This window comes from Pseudomonas sp. B22129 (genome assembly GCF_044218875.1).
Lineage (GTDB): Bacteria > Pseudomonadota > Gammaproteobacteria > Pseudomonadales > Pseudomonadaceae > Aquipseudomonas.
Genome location: NZ_CP162592.1, coordinates 920,092 through 937,801 on the forward strand (window position 1 = coordinate 920,092; position 17,710 = coordinate 937,801).

Consider the following 17,710-nt stretch of genomic DNA (forward strand, 5'->3'; position numbering starts at 1 on the left):
ACGACCTACCGCGCAACTCTGGCAAAACCGACTATGGTTCTGGATTGGCGTGCCTGTTGATGGCTTGACGAAGGAGTGTTGGCTCATGCGAGAAAGACCCGTGACGAACCCGGCGCCCACCCCTGCCGCGTTCATCAATGCGCAAAACGCGATCACCGGCCTGCGCGGCCGGGATTTGCTGTCGACCTTGCGCAGCGTCGCCGCCCACGGCCTGCGCAACCCCGTGCACACCGCTCGCCATGCCCTCGCGCTGGGCGGCCAGTTGGGCCGCGTGTTGCTGGGGGAAACCGTGCATGAACCCAACCCCAACGACAGCCGCTTTACTGACCCGACCTGGAAGCTTAACCCGCTGTACCGCCGCAGCCTGCAGGCCTATTTGAGTTGGCAGAAACAGACGCGTCACTGGATCGACGACAGCTCGCTGAGCGCCGATGACCGTGCCCGCGCGCACTTTGCCTTCTCCCTGCTCAACGATGCGGTGTCACCGTCCAACACCCTGCTCAACCCGCTGGCGGTCAAGGAGCTGCTCAACTCCGGCGGCAACAGCGTGGTGCGCGGCGTGAGCAACCTGTTTGAGGACCTGCTGCACAACAACGGCCTGCCGCGCCAGGTGAGCAAGCACGCCTTCGAAGTGGGCAAGACGGTGGCAACCACCCCCGGCTCAGTGGTGTTTCGCAATGAGCTGCTGGAACTGATCCAGTACAAGCCCATGAGCGAAAAGCAGTACGCCAAGCCGCTGCTGGTGGTGCCGCCGCAAATCAACAAGTACTACATCTTTGACCTGAGCCCGGCCAACAGCTTTGTGCAGTACGCCCTGAAAAACGGCCTGCAGACCTTTATGGTCAGTTGGCGCAACCCGGATGTGCGCCACCGTGAGTGGGGCTTGTCTACATACGTGGCGGCGCTGGAAGAAGCGCTCAACGTGTGCCGGGCGATCACCGGGGCCCGTGAGGTCAACTTGATGGGCGCGTGCGCGGGCGGGCTGACCATCGCGGCGCTGCAAGGCCACCTGCAAGCCAAGCGTCAGCTGCGACGCGTCTCCAGCGCCAGCTACCTGGTGAGCTTGCTGGACAGCCAGATCGACAGCCCCGCCACCCTGTTCGCCGACGAACAAACCCTGGAGGCCGCCAAGCGCCGCTCCTACCAGCAAGGCGTGCTTGATGGCCGCGACATGGCCAAGGTCTTCGCCTGGATGCGCCCCAACGACCTGATCTGGAACTACTGGATCAACAATTACCTGCTCGGCAAGGAACCCCCGGCCTTCGACATCCTGTACTGGAACAACGACAACACACGCCTGCCTGCCGCCCTGCATGGCGATTTGCTGGACTTCTTCAAGCACAACCCGCTGAGCCATCCCGGCGGCCTCGAAGTGTGCGGCACGCCAATCGACTTGCAGAAAGTCACGGTGGACAGCTTCAGCGTGGCCGGGATCAACGACCACATCACCCCGTGGGATGCGGTGTATCGCTCCACCCAACTGCTGGGCGGCGAGCGGCGCTTTGTGCTGTCCAACAGCGGGCATATCCAGAGCATTCTCAACCCACCGGGCAACCCCAAGGCCAATTACGTCGAAAACCCCAGGCTGAGCAGCGACCCACGTGCCTGGTACTACGACGCCAACCACGTCGAAGGCAGCTGGTGGCCGCAATGGCTGGAGTGGATTCAACAACGCTCAGGCGTACAACGCGAAACCCTCACCGCCCTGGGCAACCAGAACTACCCACCGATGGAAGCAGCGCCGGGCACTTACGTGCGGGTGCGCTGAGCTCAACGATCACATTAAGAAGACTGGATGAAGACCCGCGACCGTATCCTTGAATGTGCCCTGCAGTTGTTCAACTACAAGGGCGAGCCGAACGTGTCGACCATGGAGGTGGCCAATGAAATGGGGATCAGCCCCGGCAACCTTTACTACCACTTCCATGGCAAGGAGCCGTTGGTGCTCGGGCTGTTCGAGCGCTTTCAATGTGAACTGACGCCGCTGCTCGACCCGCCTTCCGACGCGCAACTGGAGCCTGAGGATTACTGGCTATTCCTGCACCTGATCGTCGAGCGCATGGCGCATTACCGGTTTCTGTTTCAGGACCTGTCGAACCTCGCCGGGCGCTTGCCCAAGCTCGCCAAGGGCATTCGCAACCTGCTGACGGCGCTCAAGCGTACATTGGCTTCGCTGCTGGCACGCTTGAAGGCGGCTGGGCAATTGGTCAGCGGTACACAGGCGTTGGGGCAACTGGTGGAACAGATCACCCTGACCCTGCTGTTTTCGCTGGACTACCAGCGGGTTCTGGATCGCGAAGGTGAGGTGCGGGTAGTGGTTTACCAGATCATGATGCTGGTAGCGCCGCATCTGTTGTTGCCGGCGAGAATGGCGACCGAGAGGTTTGCGCTGAAATATCTGGATGACACCGATTAAAACTGTGGGAGGGCTTTTGTGGCGAGCAAGCTTGCTTGCGCTGGGGTGCGAAGCGCCCCCAAAAAGCCGGCTCCAGCTACGCTGTCGAACGGGAGCAAGCTCCCTCGCCACAACAAGCCCGCACACATTGGAAGTGCGGTGGTTATGAGACTTCCATAAAAAATGCCCGACCTGTGCAGGCCGGGCATTTTTCTGTGCCCTGAAAAAATCAGGACTGACTGGAGGGCGTCGGAGTTACCGGCGTTGCAGTCGAGGTGGAAGCAGCGTGGGTCGGTGCGGACACCGAGTTGGCTGTCGAGGCACTTGGCGCAGGGGTTGCAGGCTTGGCCGCAACAGCTGGCTTTGGAGCAGCTGGCTTCTTGGCGACCGCAGGCTTTTTCGCTGCAGCCGGTTTTGCCGCTGGCTTGGCAGCCACAGGTTTTGCCGCAGCAGGCTTGGCGGCGGGTTTTGCGGCGGCCGGCTTGGCTGCTGGTTTCGCAGCGGCTGGCTTGGCAGCAGGTTTGGCGGCAGCGGTTTTAGCGGCTGGCTTGGCTGCCGGTTTTGCGGCGGCTTTGGCAGCTGGTTTTGCAGCAGGCTTGGCAGCAGCTTTAGCGGCCACGGGTTTCGCGGCAGGCTTGGCAGCTGGTTTGGCAGCAGCGGTTTTAGCAGCTGGCTTGGCGGCAGGTTTTGCAGCCGCTTTGGCCGGAGCCTTCGCCGCAGGTTTGGCAGCCGGTTTGGCGGCGGCTTTAACCAGAGGCTTGGCAGCGGTTTTGGCCGCCGGTTTGGCAGCCGCGGTTTTAGCGGCTGGCTTGGCAGCTGGTTTGGCCGCTGCCGTTTTAGCCGGAGCCACTTTAGCGCCGGTGAGTTTTTCAATTTGCTTGGTCAGGGTATCGACCTTGCTGTGCAGCGTTTTCAGCTCTGCCTTGCTCGGCACGCCCAGTCGCGAAATGGCGCTATTGAGGCGTTTGTCGAACGTTTCTTCCAACTTGCCCCAGGTATCAGAAATACCCGACTTGGCGGAACCGGCAGTCGCCTTGGCCGCGTCAACTGTTTTACCAACCGTGCTTTTGGTCAACTTCTCGGCTTTCTCGCCGTCCTTGACCAAAGACTCGAAGAGTTTTTTGCCTTCACCAATGCTAGCCTTCGAGTACACGCCTAAACCAGCAAGCCAGATCTTACGGGAATATTTTTCAACTTCCCCGACCCACGAGCTGCCTTCTTTCTGAGTAGTCTTTTTAACAGCCATCCCGATGTCTCCTTAGTGTTTACGCGCGACACGTTCTAGCAATGCCGTCAGCTCTTCGAGCTTAGCAGAGAGTGTCTCAACGTCATGTTTAGACGCAATGCCGATCCGATTCAAGGCACTTGCAACACGCGTGTCAAAAGCTTTTTCAACTTTAACCAGTTGAACTTCTACCAAACCTTTGACGTTTGAGACATTACTCTTTACTTGGTCAATCTGACTGTTGGCAGCATCAAGTTGTTCAACCACAACTTTTTTGCCTTTACTTTCAACATGTTGACCACTCTTAACCAGCTCTTTGAAGTACTCGCTGCCTTCGCTGCCGACCTTGGCATAGGCGCCAAGCCCTGCCAGCCAGATCTTGCGGGCATAGCTTTTTACGTCACTCAGGGCGGTGGTCTGAACGTCAATTTTTTTCTTCAAAATAACTTTGGCCATGGTGCACCTCACGCAGAAAAGGGTGGAGGAACGCCCCGCAGGAGTTGAGGGCTTGGGCACAAAGTAGGGTGAAAAATTAGAATCGGCACCCTAAGAACAGGCCAATCAAGCCAGCGCCTTATCCAGGGCTTTCTCGATTTCGGACTTGATGGTGCCGCTCATGGCCGACATCAACAGGCCCAGTTCCACATCAATACGCAGTGAATCTTCGGCAACCAAGACGCTGCCTTTAACCCCCGAGCGCTTGAGGTTCAAGGTATCGCCGGACCACGTCGGCTCCAGGCCATATTGTTCCTTGAGTTTGCTTGCCAACTTCTCGGCCTTCGCCCGTGCGCCTTCTTTACCCAGGGTGTGTGCACGTTCAACGGTAATACGGGCCATTGCAATAACTCCTCTTTATAACGACTCGGAACACCCGCCATGCGGCAAAAGGTCTCGGTGGCCACCTATCTTACCTTCAGCCTTGCCAAGACAAAGCAGGTCGTGGGGATTATCATGTCCCGCATTCTCTTTTGGTGACAGCGATATGACTGATCAGCGCAAAGGCAGCGATGCCGAACCCACCACTCACTTCGGCTTCAAGAACGTTCCGGAAAGCCAGAAAGCGGAAAAAGTCGCTGAGGTGTTCCACTCCGTCGCCGCCAAGTACGACCTGATGAACGACGTGCTCTCGGGCGGTATGCACCGCCTGTGGAAGCGCTTCACCATCGAGTTGTCGGGCGTACGCACCGGCAACCGCGTACTCGACATCGCCGGCGGCACGGGCGACCTGGCGGCCAAGTTCTCCAAGCTCGTGGGCCCTACCGGCCAGGTCGTGCTGGCGGACATCAACGGCTCGATGCTCAAGGTCGGCCGCGATCGCCTGCTGGATAAAGGCGTGGCGGGCAATATCGAATTCGTCCAGGCCGACGCTGAAAAGCTGCCATTCCCGGACAACCATTTCGACTGCGTGACCATCGCTTTCGGCCTGCGTAACGTGACCCACAAAGAGGACGCAATCCGCTCTATGTTGCGCGTGCTCAAGCCGGGCGGCCGCCTGCTGGTGCTGGAGTTTTCCAAGCCGACCAACGCACTGATGTCCAAGGTCTACGACACTTATTCGTTCGCCTTCATGCCGCTGATGGGCAAACTGATCACCAATGACGCCGAGAGCTACCGCTACCTGGCCGAATCGATCCGCATGCACCCCGACCAGGAAACCCTGAAGTCGATGATGGTAGAAGCCGGTTTCGACCGCGTGACCTACCACAACATGACGTCCGGCATCGTCGCCTTGCACCGCGGCATCAAGCCCTGATGTTGCTCAAGGGTCTTCTCGCCAGCGTGGAACACGGCCTCAACCGTGTGCTGCGCCTGGACAGCACCGCCCTGGCGCGGCTTGCGCACTTGAACGGCAAGGTGATCGCCGTCGACTGCCGCAGCCCTGCCTTGCAGCTGTTTATCCTGCCCAGCGACGAAGGCCTGCTGCTCGCCACCGATTGGGCGGCCGAAGCCGACTGCACCTTGCGTGCGCCGGCGTCGAGCCTGCTGCACCTGGCCGTGAGCCGCAGCAAGACCACGATCCTGCACAGCGCCGAAGTGGAACTGGAAGGCGACAGCGCGGTGCTGATGGACCTCGCCGCCGTGCTACAAGACCTGGAGCTGGACTGGGAATATGAGCTGTCACGCTGGATCGGCCCCGTCGCCACCCAGCTGATCAGCGGGCACCTGCGCAGCCGCACGCGCTGGTACCAGCAAGGGTTCGCCAGCCTTAACCAGAACCTCGCCGAATACCTGAGCGAAGAATCGCGCACCCTGGTCGGAGAACGTGAAGCGCAAGCGCGCTTTCGTGAACTCGACAAGGCCAAAATCGACCTGGAACGCCTTGAGGCCCGCTTCGAGCGCCTGAGCCGTTCCCTTGATCCAAGCGATAACGCATGAAGCTGCTCGCCGTCCGCCGTTTGTTTCGTATCCAGCGCGTCGTAATCCGCTACCGCCTCGATGACCTGCTGTTCGCCCTGCCACTGCCGTGGTTCCTGCTGGCGGTGCGCTATGTGCTGCCGTGGCGCTGGTTCCCGCGCAAACAGCTTGAACTCAGCAGGGGCGCGCGCCTGCGCCTGGCCTTGCAGGACCTGGGGCCGATCTTCATCAAGTTCGGGCAGATCCTCTCGACCCGCCGCGATTTGCTGCCCGAAGACATTGCCGACGAGCTGATGCTGCTGCAAGACCGTGTGCCACCGTTCGACTCGCAACAGTCGATGAAGCTGATCGAAGAACAGCTGGGCAAGAAAATCAGCGAAGTCTTCAGCCGTTTCGACGTCGACCCGCTGGCCTCGGCCTCGGTCGCCCAGGTGCACGCGGCGCAGCTCAAGACCGGCGAAGAAGTGGTGGTGAAGGTGATCCGCCCGGGCCTCAAGCCGATCATCGGCCAGGACCTGGCATGGCTGTTCATCCTCGCCCGCGCTGCCGAACGCTTCAGTGCCGATGCGCGCCTGCTGCACCCGGTGGACGTGGTCGCCGACTACGAAAAAACCATCTACGACGAACTCGACCTGTTGCGCGAAGCCGCCAACGCCAGCCAGCTCAAGCGCAACTTCGAAGGCTCGCAGCTGTTGTACGTGCCTCAAGTGTATTGGGACTGGTGCCGCCCCAAAGTGCTGGTGATGGAGCGCATCTACGGCGTGCAGGTCACGGACCTGGCCACGTTGGCCGACCAGCGCACCGACATGAAAATGCTCGCCGAGCGCGGCGTGGAGATTTTCTTCACCCAAGTGTTCCGCGACAGCTTCTTTCACGCTGACATGCACCCGGGCAACATCTTCGTCAGCACCGTGAACCCGTGGAGCCCGCAGTACATCGCGATCGACTGCGGCATCGTCGGCAGCCTGACCCCGGAAGACCAGGATTACCTGGCGCGCAACCTGTTCGCCTTTTTCAAGCGTGACTACCGCCGCGTCGCCCAATTGCACATCGATTCGGGCTGGGTGCCGGCGGAAACCAAACTCAATGAATTCGAAGCGGCGATCCGCACTGTGTGCGAACCCATCTTCGAAAAACCATTAAAAGATATTTCATTCGGCCAGGTGCTGATGCGCCTGTTCCAGACCGCACGGCGCTTCAATATGGAAGTGCAACCGCAGCTTGTCCTGTTGCAAAAAACCTTGCTGAACATCGAAGGCCTGGGCCGTCAGCTGTACCCGGACCTGGACCTGTGGAACACCGCCCAGCCGTTCCTGGAACGCTGGATGCGTGAGCGCGTCAGCCCGAAAACCTTGATCGGCAACCTGCACAGCCAGTTCGAACAGCTGCCGCACCTGGCCAACATGACCCGCGACCTGCTGGAACGCATGTCCCAGCCCCACGCCAAAGACCCTGCGCCGCCCTGGCACACACGCAAGGACGACTGGTTCCTGCGCCTGCTGGGCGCCGCACACCTGGTGGGCGGCGTGATGCTGGCCATCGGCGGGCCGCTGAACCAACTGGGCCACTGGCCGGCCGGCATCATGGTCGCCGTGGGTGTTTATCTGATCGTGCGTCGATAGCCAATCCGGTTATACACTGTCGCAAATTGCCGGAGCGAGACATGAAAGACTGGCTGGACGAGATCAAGTGGGACAGTGACGGCCTGGTGCCGGCCATTGCCCAGGACTACAAGACCGGGCGCGTGCTGATGATGGCCTGGATGAACCGCGAGGCCCTGAGCCTGACTGCCGCTGAGCAGCGCGCCATCTACTGGTCACGCTCGCGTGGCAAACTGTGGCGCAAGGGCGAAGAGTCCGGGCACGTGCAGACGTTGCACGAGATGCGCATCGACTGCGACGCCGACGTGGTGATCCTCATGGTCGAGCAGATCGGCGACATCGCCTGCCACACCGGCCGCCACAGCTGCTTCTACCGCGTGTTCGAGAACGGCGAGTGGAAAACCGTCGAGCCGGTGCTCAAAGACCCGCACGCCATCTACTCGGCAGGACATTGAACATGAGCGATACCCTGAACCGCGTGGCCCAGGTGCTGGAAGACCGCAAGGGCGCGGACGCCGACAGCTCCTATGTCGCCAGCCTTTACCACAAGGGCTTGAACAAGATTCTGGAAAAGCTCGGCGAAGAATCCGTCGAGACCATCATTGCAGCCAAGGACGCGCAGATCAGCGGCGACTGCAGCGATGTGATCTACGAAACCGCTGATTTGTGGTTCCACAGTCTGGTCATGCTCGCCCAACTGGGGCAGCATCCGCAGGCAGTGCTGGATGAACTGGACCGTCGCTTCGGCTTGTCCGGGCATGCCGAAAAGGCTTCGCGCCCGTCCGCCTGAATAACTTTCACAGAGGAATTGCAGCATGGGCATTTTTGACTGGAAACACTGGATCGTCATTCTGGTGGTAGTGGTACTGGTGTTCGGCACCAAGAAGCTCAAGAACCTGGGCACTGACGTGGGCGAGTCGATCAAGGGCTTTCGCAAAGCCATGAACGACGATGAAAAACCGGCTGATCCGGTCGTCACGCCAGTGCCGCCAGCGCAGCCTGTGCACCCGCAGGCCACCCAGCCGATCACCGAACGTCGTACCTTCGACGTGCAGGCTGAGAAAGTCGAAGAGCCGACCCGCAAAGACTCGTGAGCACTGACTAATGTTTGGTATCAGCTTCTCTGAACTGCTCCTCGTCGGCCTCGTTGCCCTGCTGGTACTCGGGCCGGAACGCCTGCCCGGTGCCGCGCGCACGGCTGGCTTGTGGATCGGGCGCCTGAAACGCAGTTTCAACGCCATCAAACAGGAAGTTGAACGGGAAATCGGCGCCGACGAGATCCGTCGGCAACTGCACAACGAACATATTCTGTCGTTGGAGCAGGAAGCACGGAAGATTCTGTCTCCGGTGAATGAAACGGCCAAGCCGGCCGAGCCTGTGGCCGAACACAGCATTGCGCCCGCGCCTGCCGTTGAAGCCACACCCGTTGCGCCGGCGCCGACCGCGCCAACCGAGCCTGCGCCGACGCCCGTTGCGTCGCCCGCGCCCCATGACCCTACATTGCCGCCGCGAGCCCCATGAGCGCTGATAAACCGGAAAACGACCAGCACATGCCACTGGTCTCGCACCTCACCGAGTTGCGTACCCGCCTGCTGCGTTGCGTAGCGGCCATTTTCATCATCTTTGCCGGGTTGTTTGCCTTTACCCAGCAGATCTACACCTTCGTTTCCACGCCCTTGCGCCAGTATTTGCCGGCCGGCGCGACGATGATCGCCACCGACGTGTCGTCGCCGTTCCTGACGCCGCTGAAGCTGACCATGATGGTCTCGCTGTTCCTGGCGATCCCGGTGATCCTGCATCAGATCTGGGGCTTTATCGCGCCGGGCCTGTACAAGCATGAGAAACGCATCGCCGTGCCGTTGCTGGTGTCGAGCATTCTGCTGTTCTACACCGGCATGGCGTTCGCCTACTTCCTGGTGTTCCCGCTGATCTTCAAGTTCTTCGCCGCCGCCACCCCGGCCGGTGTGGAAATGATGACCGACATCACCAGCTACCTCGACTTCGTGATGACGCTGTTCTTCGCCTTTGGCGTGGCCTTCGAAATCCCGGTGGCCGTGGTGCTGTTGGTGTGGATCGGCGTGGTCGACGTCAAATACCTGAAGAAAGTGCGCCCGTACGTGATCATCGGCTGCTTTGTGGTCGGCATGATCCTCACGCCGCCGGATATTTTCTCCCAGACCCTGTTGGCCGTGCCCATGTGGATGCTGTTCGAGATTGGCATCCTGTTCAGCGGCTTGATCAGCAAGCGCGGCGAACATCCGGATGACCAACCTGCCGACGACGACCAGCCGCCAGCGACCCAGCCGTGAACCTGCTGCTGCTCGAAGAGGCCGACTTTATCGCGGCCGACCGCGTGGTGCTGCGTGATCGGCGCCTGGTGCATATGCAGGAAGTCCACCGCGCCGCCGTCGGTGACAGCCTGCGTGTCGGCCGGGTGGGCGGGCTGATGGGCAATGCGCAACTGCTGCGCCTGGAAGCCCGCGAAGCCGAGTTGCAAGTCAGCTTCGACCAACCGCCCCCGGCCAAACTGCCCCTGACCCTGTTGCTTGCGCTGCCACGCCCGAAGATGCTGCGTCGGGTGCTGCAAACCGTGGCGGCCATGGGTGTGCCCAAGGTGGTATTGGTCAACAGTTACCGGGTGGAAAAGAGCTTCTGGCAAACCCCGTTCCTGGAGCCTGAGGCCATTCGCGAGCAATTGATCCTCGGCCTGGAACAGGCTCGCGACACGGTACTGCCTGAAATCATCATCGAAAAGCGCTTCAAACCGTTCGTCGAAGACCGCCTGCCGGCCATGGCCGAAGGCACCCTGGGCCTGATCGGACACCCCGGCGATTACCCGCCCTGCCCGCGCGGGCTGGATGAGCCTGTGACCCTGGCCATCGGTCCGGAGGGTGGCTGGATTCCCTACGAAGTCGATTTGCTGACCAAAGCCGGCTTGCAGCCGGTGCAACTCGGCGCACGCATCCTGCGCGTCGAAACCGCCGTCACCGCCCTGCTCGCCCGCCTTTTCTGACACAACCCTGAGGGAGCTGGCTTGTGTGGGAGCTGGCTTGTCGGATCGCCGCACCGCTGCGATGCAGACGCCTCGGTATCTCAGACAGACCCGGCTGATGCCATCGCAGCGGTGCGGCGATCCGACAAGCCCGCTCCCACATTGGATTTGTGTTGTTACAGTTTTCTACGTACCTGCCGATAACCTCTGAATAAGTCCAAGCCTTGTTCCAAAGGAGATCGCTGTATGTACCGTCTGTTAGCCGAAAAACTGGGGAATGTGAGCGTCAATCGCAAGCTGGGCATTGGCTTTGGCCTGGTGTTGATCCTGACGCTGTTGATCACCTTCACCGGCTGGACCGGCCTGGGCGATGTGACCAGTCGCGGCGACAAGCTCGGTTTTATCTCCAGCCTCAACAGCCTGACCAAAGACCTGCGCCTGGCGCGCCTGGACTTTGAAATGCGCCGTGGCGAGCAGGGCACCGATGCGGTCAACAACCTGATCACCCAATTGGAAGCAGGCCTGAAAACCGCCGAAAACCTGATCGAACAGCCCGACGACAAGGCGCTCGTCGAGCAGCAGCTGGACGCCTTGAACCAATATAAAAAGGCCTTTGGCGCCATGGTTTTTGCCGGCCTCAAGCGCGAAGGTGCACGCAGCAAGCTTGGCGACACTGCCGACAACGCCGTGGCCAAGACCAGCGAAATCGAAAAAGCCCTGCTGCAAGGGGACAGCGTCACCCAGTTCAACAGCGTGGTCGACCTGAGCAAGCTGATCCAGCAAGCGCGCTTCCAGGTGCGCGGCTACACCTACAGCGGCAAGCCAGACGCCGAGCAGCCGGCCCTGGACGCCATCGACAATGCCCTGAAGAAAATCGCCGAGCTTCAGGGGCAACTGCCAGAGCAGTACCAGGCGAACCTGCAAGAAGCCAGCACCTCGCTGCAAGCCTACCGCGCGGCGGTGAGCCAGTACCGCGACTCCCAAGTGGCAACCGCGGCAGCCCTGAAAGTCACGGTCGAACAAGGCGACATCCTGCTGGGCCACAGCGACAAACTCACCGTCTCCCAGACCGTGGTGCGTGATCACGACGCGGCACAGGCCAAACAACTCCTGCTGCTGGCGACCGTGCTGGCACTGATCTTCGGTATCGTCGCCGCCTGGGCCATCACCCGCCAGATCGTCATCCCGTTGAACCAGACCCTCAAAGTGGCCGAGCGTGTCGCTTCCGGCGACTTGAGCCATAACCTCAACTCCGCCCGCCAGGATGAGCTGGGCCAGCTGCAACGCGCCATGCAAAGCATGACCGTGGGCCTGCGCGAGTTGATCGGTGGCATCAGTGACGGCGTCACGCAGATTGCCAGCGCTGCCGAGCAACTGTCGGCAGTCACCGAGCAGACCAGCGCCGGGGTCAACAGCCAGAAGGTCGAGACCGACCAGGTGGCTACCGCCATGAACGAGATGGCCGCCACCGTGCAGGAAGTCGCGCGCAACGCCGAGGAGGCCTCCGAGGCCGCTGTGGCGGCTGACCAGCAAGCCCGTGAAGGCGACAAAGTGGTGGGCGAAGCCATCGCTCAAATCGAACGCCTGGCCACCGAGGTCGGCAACTCCACCGAGGCCATGGGCCATCTCAAACGCGAAAGCGACAAGATCGGCAGCGTGCTCGACGTGATCAAGTCCGTGGCCCAGCAAACCAACCTGCTGGCACTGAACGCGGCGATTGAAGCGGCGCGTGCCGGTGAGGCCGGACGAGGCTTTGCCGTGGTGGCCGACGAGGTGCGCAGCCTGGCCCAGCGCACCCAGAAGTCGACTGAGGAGATTGAAGAGCTGATCGTCGGCCTGCAAAGCGGGACCCAGCAGGTGGCGACCATTATGGACAACAGCCGCAGCCTCACCGACAGCAGTGTCGAGCTGACCCGCCGCGCCGGCAACGCACTGGGCAATATCACCCGCACCGTCTCGACCATCCAGGCCATGAACTCGCAGATCGCCACCGCTGCCGAACAACAGAGCGCGGTGGCCGAAGAGATCAACCGCAGCGTGCTGAACGTGCGCGATGTGTCAGAACAAACGTCGTCGGCCAGTGAAGAAACGGCGGCGTCCAGCGCGGAACTGGCGCGTTTGGGGATCTACCTGCAAACCCTGGTCGGGCGTTTCCGCGTCTGATCTGCTTAGCGCGGCGGCCAATCCGTGCCGCCGCAATATGTGAAACTTCCCACACAACTATCAGCCCTGCAGGTCCCCGAATCGATTTAGCGTTTCCAGGCGCTTTCTCTGATCCGGAGGTTCACCATGTTTCCTCGGCTGACCCGTTTGCTGGTCGATGCCAGTGTTCGTCTCAAGCTCGCGCTGGGTTTTGGCCAAGTGCTGATGCTCAGCTTTCTGATTGCCGCCACCGGCTGGCAAGCCTTGAACGCAGCGCTGTACCGCTCCAACAACCTGTCTATTCTCGGGCAATTGGCGGTAGACACGGAGTCCATGCGGGCCGACCGTATTGTGTACCGCACGCTTACAGACGCCGACAGCCTGGGCAAAATGGCCCTGAAGATTGAGCAAATCGATCGGCACCTGGCGGACCTTTCCGACCGTTCCCAAGACCCGGCAGACCTGCAACGGCTACAGGAAGCCAAACGCCTGGTCGCAGCCTTCAGAGCCGCGCTGGTGGAGCTGCCGCCATTGATCGAACAACGCGAGAGCATTCGCCCGTCTCTCAAAAAAACTGCTGTGCAAGCCAGCGAGACCCTCGCCCAATTGGCCAGCGAATTGCCCGACCAACAGGACGAAAAAGCGCTGGATGCCATCGAGAACCTGCGCCAAGCCATGGAACAAGCCGAGAATCGAACGCAAAGCCCTGCCTGGGCCGCCGAATCGCTGCAGGCTTACGCCGAGGCCATCGGCAAGACCCTCGACGCGTTGGCCGTCGCACAAACCGCCGTGACTACGCTCCCCGTAGACTCGGCGTTGCTCAAAACCGACCTGGCCAACTATCGCGACCAACTGATCAAACTCAAGGAAGCCCAACTCACCACCGAAACCGTGCAAAACCGCTTTGAACAGCAACTCAATGACTTGCGCGAGCAAAACCAACAGCTGAGCGAGGGCCAAAATACGAAGCGTGACAGCGAGGCCGGCCAGACGCGTACGCTGTTGATCATCGTCACACTCTGTGCCTTGCTGTTGGGCACTCTGGCCGCCTGGTGGATCGCCCGGCAGGTCGCCGCACCGCTGCAAGCCATCCTCACCGCCGCTCACCGTGTTGCCGGCGGTGACCTGAGCCATGACTGCCAGGTGGATCGTCGCGACGAACTGGGCCAGTTGCAGCAGAGCATCGGGCAGATGACGCGCAACCTGCGCAGCCTGATCGGCAGCATTGGCGCCAGTGCCCAGCAAATCGCCAGCGCCGCCTCGCAGCTCTCAACCGTCACCGAACAGACCCGCGCCGGGATCAACGACCAGAAAGATGAAACCGACCAAGTGGCCACCGCAATGAATGAAATGCTTGCGACGGCCCACGAAGTCGCGCGGCATGCCGAGCAAGCCTCGGCGGCGGCCAGTGAGGCCGATCGGCAAGCCACCGTCGGAGACAAGGTTGTCGGCCAGGCCGTTGAGCAGATCGGCCATCTGGCCCATGAAATGGCGCGCGCGAGCCAAGCGATGATTGCGTTGCAGCGCGAAAGCCAAAAAATCGGCAGCGTGCTGGACGTCATAAAATCCGTGTCCCAACAAATCAACCTGTTGGCGCTGAACGCGGCCATTGAAGCCGCGCGTGCCGGCACCGCAGGCGAAGGGTTCGCCGTGGTCGCCGATGAAGTTCGCAGCCTCGCCTTGCGTACGCAGGCATCTGCTGAAGAAATCGAGGGGTTGATACTCGGGCTGCACGCCGGTACCCAGCAGGTAGCGGACATCATGGACGGCAGCCGCGCCCTGACCGACTTCAGCGTCGACCTGAGTCGCGATGCCGGCGATGCCTTGGCGGCCATTATGCGTACGGTGTCGATTATCCAGGAAATGAACCCGCAGATCGCCGCTGCGGCCGAGCAACAAAGTGCGGTCGCCGAGGAGATCAACCGCAGCGTCATGAAAGTACGGGATGTGTCTGAACAGACCGCGACCGCCGGTGAGGAAACGGCGGCGGCCAGCATTCAGCTGACGAAGCTGAGCCTGGATTTGCAGAGCCTGGTCGGCAAATTCAGGCTTTGAGACTTACAGAACCTGTGGTGAGCGAGGCTGTTGTGGTTGTGGCGAGCGAGCTTGCTCGCGCTGGGCTGCGCAGCAGCCCCAATAAGCACACCGCGTTTTCTCAGACAAAACGCGGTAGCAGGTTTTAGGGCCGCTTCGCGCCCCAGCGCGAGCAAGCTCGCTCGCCACAACAAGCTGGCTCACCACAACAAGCTCGCTCGCCATAAGAATTACAGAACCTGACGCAGGAAGGCCTGGGCGCGCGGGTCTTTCGGCGCATCGAAGAACTCGGCGGGCGAAGCGTCTTCGAGCAATTTGCCGTGATCAAAGAACAGCACGCGGTCGGCCACTTCGCGGGCAAAACCCATTTCGTGGGTGACGCAGACCATGGTCATGCCTTCCAGGGCCAGGGTCTTCATCACGTCCAGCACTTCGCCGACCATTTCCGGGTCAAGGGCCGAGGTGGGTTCGTCAAACAGCATCACCTTGGGTTCCATGGCCAACGCGCGGGCAATCGCCACGCGCTGTTGCTGGCCGCCGGAGAGGCGCGACGGAAACTCGTTGGCCTTCTGCGCAATGCCGACTTTTTCCAGCAGTGCCAACGCTTTGGCCTCACGCTCTCTCTTGCCGCGCTTGCGCACGACTTTCTGCGCCAGGCACAGGTTTTCCAGCACCGTCATGTGCGGGAACAGGTTGAAGTGCTGGAACACCATGCCGACTTCGCGGCGGTAGGCGTTCACGTCGGTTTTCGGGTCGGCCAATTGCAAGCCGTCGATGCTGACCGAGCCCGAATCGAACTCTTCCAGGCCATTGAGGCAGCGCAGGAAGGTGGATTTGCCGGAGCCCGACGGGCCAATCACCACCAGCACTTCGCCTTTGGCGACCTGGGTGGTGACGTGGTCCACCGCGCGCACCACGTGACCACGGGTGTCGAAGACTTTTACCAGATCGCGGACTTCAATCACTTTGCGCGAGCCTCCGCTCAAGCCGGCTGGCCATTTTCGACAGCGGCAGGTTGATCAGCAGGTACAGGCCTGCCACACAGAACAGGATTTCAAACGGCGAAAACGAGGTGGTGATCACTTCGCGGCCGCTTTTAAGCAGCTCGGTGATGGCGATCACTGACACCAGCGAGGTGTCTTTGACCAGGCTGATAAATTGCCCGGCCAATGGCGGCAGCACGCGCTTGAAGGCCTGCGGCAATACCACGTGGCGCATCGACTGGCTGGCGCTCAAGCCCAGGGAGCGCGCGGCTTCGTTCTGGCCACGGGTAATCGATTGCACCCCGGCACGCACGATTTCCGCCACATAGGCGCCGGTGAACAGCGACAACGCTGCGACCCCGGCAAATTCCCGGGACAGGTTGAGCACCGTACCGATGAAAAAATAGAAGATGAAAATCTGCACCAATAGCGGCGTGCCGCGGACCAGTTCGACGTAGATCGTCGACAAATCACGCAAAGTCGGGTTGCTCGAAAGACGGCACAAGCCCGTCGCCAGACCAATCGCCAACCCCAAAATACCCGATACCACCGACAGCCACAGCGTGGTCCACAAGCCCCACATCAACGGGCCGAGTGCCCAATGACGGGTGACGCCGACTACATCGCCTTCAGCCACGTCGTCACCGCGCGCCACTTGCAGGCTGTTGTCGGCGACGGTGAGCTTTTGTTCAACACCCGCGTCGTTACGCAGGGTGACTTCAGCAATATCGCCCTTGCGTACCAACTCGACCACGGTGGAGATGTCAGCGGCGCGCTGGGACTCTTCAGCCTGATAGGCGAAGTATTGCGGTACGCGGTTCCAGCGCCATTCGTAGGCCATCAACGATGTGGCGTAGTACAGCGCACCGGCCAGGCCAACCAGCACGACCACGGTCAGCAGGTGCCAGGGCCATTGGGCTTTTTTCGGTTTCATCACTCAACATCCAAAAGGTGGGGCAAGCCCCTCTGTGGCGAGGGAGCTTGCTCCCGCTGGGCTGCGAAGCAGCCCCATTACTGGCGACCAGGAACTGGCAGATAAACCGCAGTGCCTGGGTTGGGAGCGCTTCGCACTCCAGCGGGAGCAAGCTCCCTCGCCACAACAGCCAGCTTTTATTCCATGTCCTTGAGCCACTCGGAGCTCTTGAACCACTTGTCATGGATGCGATCGTAGGTGCCGTCGTTACGGATCTGGTGCAGGAAATTGTTGATGTAGTTGAGGCTGTCGTAATCGCCTTTTTTCAGGCCGAAGGCCAGGGGCTCAAAGGTGAAGGGTTCTTCGAGGAACACCAGCTTGCCGTTGCCGACTTTCTTCTCGGCCACCACGTTGTACGGCGCGTCATACACAAAGGCATCCGCCTTGCCGTTGACCACGTCCAGCACACCTTCCTGTTCGTTGTCATAGCCGTGGTACTTGGCTTTGGAGATCAGCTTTTTGGCGACCATCTCGCCGGTGGTGCCGAGCTTGGACGTCAGGCGGTATTTCTCGTCGTTCAGGTCTTTGTAAGACTTGATGGTGCCTTCCAGGTCCTTGCGGATCAGCAGGGTCTGGCCGACTACGATGAAGGGTTCGCTGAAGTTCAGGCGCAGGTTGCGCTCCTGGGTCAGGGTCATGCCGCTGCCGATCATGTCGAACTTGCCGGTCAGGAAGGCCGGGATGATGCCGTCATAGCCGGTGGACACCAGCTCCAGCTTGACGCCCATAGACTTGGCCAGGGCCTTGAGGATATCGACTTCAAAACCGATGATTTCACCGCGTTTGTCTGTCATTTCGAACGGCATGTAAGTCGGGTCCATGCCGACTTTCAACGAGCCGCGCTTGACCGCATCGTCGATGGCACCGGCCTGGGCCGCAGTGGCGGCGACCAGCGCCGTGACGCCGAGCAGCAGCATCGAAAGATACTTTTTCATCATCAAGTCCCCTGAACGATTCTTGTATGGTCGGCGCGCAAAAGGGCTGCACCAATTCGGGGTGCGATCCTAACC

19 protein-coding genes and 1 pseudogene are annotated in these 17,710 nt (G+C 60.7%); 14 read left to right on the forward strand and 6 right to left on the reverse strand.

All coding sequences use genetic code 11. The annotated features are described in order from the left end of the window. Positions 1 to 85 precede the first annotated feature (85 nt). Positions 86 to 1,768, forward strand: coding sequence for a class II poly(R)-hydroxyalkanoic acid synthase (gene phaC, locus AB4P94_RS04140; RefSeq protein ID WP_395609519.1), 1,683 nt, complete (start codon positions 86 to 88; stop codon positions 1,766 to 1,768). Between the two features lie 27 nt (positions 1,769 to 1,795). Beyond that, positions 1,796 to 2,416 carry a TetR/AcrR family transcriptional regulator gene (locus tag AB4P94_RS04145; RefSeq protein WP_395609520.1) on the forward strand — a complete coding sequence of 207 codons (621 nt, stop codon included), beginning with the start codon at positions 1,796 to 1,798 and terminating at the stop codon, positions 2,414 to 2,416. Positions 2,417 to 2,624: 208 nt separating this feature from the next. On the opposite strand, the gene AB4P94_RS04150 is transcribed toward AB4P94_RS04145, so the two are convergent. From AB4P94_RS04150 to AB4P94_RS04160, 3 genes are all read right to left on the reverse strand, one after another. After that, the gene (locus tag AB4P94_RS04150; RefSeq protein ID WP_395609521.1) at positions 2,625 to 3,641 is read right to left on the reverse strand and encodes a phasin family protein; all 1,017 of its coding nucleotides are present in this window, start codon (positions 3,639 to 3,641) and stop codon (positions 2,625 to 2,627) included. A gap of 12 nt (positions 3,642 to 3,653) precedes the next feature. After that, positions 3,654 to 4,076: a phasin family protein gene (locus AB4P94_RS04155; RefSeq protein ID WP_395609522.1), complete on the reverse strand. Its 423-nt coding sequence runs from the start codon at positions 4,074 to 4,076 to the stop codon at positions 3,654 to 3,656. Between the two features lie 105 nt (positions 4,077 to 4,181). After that, the gene (locus tag AB4P94_RS04160) at positions 4,182 to 4,457 is read right to left on the reverse strand and encodes a polyhydroxyalkanoic acid system family protein (RefSeq protein ID WP_016972731.1); all 276 of its coding nucleotides are present in this window, start codon (positions 4,455 to 4,457) and stop codon (positions 4,182 to 4,184) included. Positions 4,458 to 4,602: 145 nt separating this feature from the next. Between AB4P94_RS04160 and ubiE the strand changes: the two genes are divergently transcribed. The 12 genes and pseudogenes from ubiE (at position 4,603) to AB4P94_RS04220 (ending at position 14,765) form a co-directional block, all read left to right on the forward strand. Then, the gene (ubiE, locus tag AB4P94_RS04165) at positions 4,603 to 5,373 is read left to right on the forward strand and encodes a bifunctional demethylmenaquinone methyltransferase/2-methoxy-6-polyprenyl-1,4-benzoquinol methylase UbiE (RefSeq protein WP_003171186.1); all 771 of its coding nucleotides are present in this window, start codon (positions 4,603 to 4,605) and stop codon (positions 5,371 to 5,373) included. After that, positions 5,373 to 5,996, forward strand: a complete 624-nt coding sequence (locus AB4P94_RS04170; protein ID WP_395609523.1) for an SCP2 domain-containing protein — start codon at positions 5,373 to 5,375, stop codon at positions 5,994 to 5,996. The genes ubiE and AB4P94_RS04170 overlap by 1 nt, the downstream gene beginning before the upstream one ends. After that, complete coding sequence (gene ubiB, locus AB4P94_RS04175) at positions 5,993 to 7,597, forward strand: ubiquinone biosynthesis regulatory protein kinase UbiB (protein WP_395609524.1); 1,605 nt, start codon at positions 5,993 to 5,995, stop codon at positions 7,595 to 7,597. The genes AB4P94_RS04170 and ubiB overlap by 4 nt, the downstream gene beginning before the upstream one ends. A gap of 41 nt (positions 7,598 to 7,638) precedes the next feature. Continuing rightward, positions 7,639 to 8,031, forward strand: a complete 393-nt coding sequence (gene hisI / locus AB4P94_RS04180; RefSeq protein ID WP_395609525.1) for a phosphoribosyl-AMP cyclohydrolase — start codon at positions 7,639 to 7,641, stop codon at positions 8,029 to 8,031. Between the two features lie 2 nt (positions 8,032 to 8,033). Beyond that, on the forward strand, positions 8,034 to 8,366 hold the full coding sequence (locus AB4P94_RS04185; protein ID WP_003209299.1) for a phosphoribosyl-ATP diphosphatase: 333 nt from the start codon (positions 8,034 to 8,036) through the stop codon (positions 8,364 to 8,366). A 25-nt stretch (positions 8,367 to 8,391) separates the two neighbouring features. Beyond that, positions 8,392 to 8,670, forward strand: coding sequence for a twin-arginine translocase TatA/TatE family subunit (locus AB4P94_RS04190; protein WP_016972736.1), 279 nt, complete (start codon positions 8,392 to 8,394; stop codon positions 8,668 to 8,670). 10 nt (positions 8,671 to 8,680) lie between these two features. Then, on the forward strand, positions 8,681 to 9,097 hold the full coding sequence (gene tatB / locus AB4P94_RS04195) for a Sec-independent protein translocase protein TatB (protein ID WP_395609526.1): 417 nt from the start codon (positions 8,681 to 8,683) through the stop codon (positions 9,095 to 9,097). Continuing rightward, the gene (gene tatC / locus AB4P94_RS04200) at positions 9,094 to 9,885 is read left to right on the forward strand and encodes a twin-arginine translocase subunit TatC (RefSeq protein ID WP_395609527.1); all 792 of its coding nucleotides are present in this window, start codon (positions 9,094 to 9,096) and stop codon (positions 9,883 to 9,885) included. The genes tatB and tatC overlap by 4 nt, the downstream gene beginning before the upstream one ends. Further along, positions 9,882 to 10,589, forward strand: a complete 708-nt coding sequence (locus AB4P94_RS04205; protein WP_395609528.1) for a 16S rRNA (uracil(1498)-N(3))-methyltransferase — start codon at positions 9,882 to 9,884, stop codon at positions 10,587 to 10,589. Before tatC ends, AB4P94_RS04205 begins: the two co-directional genes overlap by 4 nt. Positions 10,590 to 10,814: 225 nt before the next feature. Next, a pseudogene (locus AB4P94_RS04210) lies at positions 10,815 to 11,825 on the forward strand (methyl-accepting chemotaxis protein); the annotation flags it as partial. A gap of 201 nt (positions 11,826 to 12,026) precedes the next feature. Then, a complete protein-coding gene (locus AB4P94_RS04215; protein WP_395611295.1) occupies positions 12,027 to 12,731 on the forward strand; it encodes a methyl-accepting chemotaxis protein in 705 nt (234 codons plus the stop codon). A gap of 126 nt (positions 12,732 to 12,857) precedes the next feature. Further along, positions 12,858 to 14,765: a methyl-accepting chemotaxis protein gene (locus AB4P94_RS04220; RefSeq protein WP_395609529.1), complete on the forward strand. Its 1,908-nt coding sequence runs from the start codon at positions 12,858 to 12,860 to the stop codon at positions 14,763 to 14,765. A gap of 209 nt (positions 14,766 to 14,974) precedes the next feature. Here the strand turns inward: AB4P94_RS04220 and AB4P94_RS04225 are convergent, their stop codons facing one another. The 3 genes from AB4P94_RS04225 to AB4P94_RS04235 form a co-directional block, all read right to left on the reverse strand. Further along, positions 14,975 to 15,709 (reverse strand): amino acid ABC transporter ATP-binding protein, encoded by a 735-nt coding sequence (locus AB4P94_RS04225; RefSeq protein WP_395609530.1) that lies wholly within the window; start codon positions 15,707 to 15,709, stop codon positions 14,975 to 14,977. Further along, positions 15,702 to 16,661 (reverse strand): amino acid ABC transporter permease, encoded by a 960-nt coding sequence (locus tag AB4P94_RS04230; protein WP_395609531.1) that lies wholly within the window; start codon positions 16,659 to 16,661, stop codon positions 15,702 to 15,704. Before AB4P94_RS04230 ends, AB4P94_RS04225 begins: the two co-directional genes overlap by 8 nt. 176 nt (positions 16,662 to 16,837) lie before the next feature. Then, positions 16,838 to 17,635: a transporter substrate-binding domain-containing protein gene (locus AB4P94_RS04235; protein ID WP_017254351.1), complete on the reverse strand. Its 798-nt coding sequence runs from the start codon at positions 17,633 to 17,635 to the stop codon at positions 16,838 to 16,840. Positions 17,636 to 17,710 lie beyond the last annotated feature (75 nt).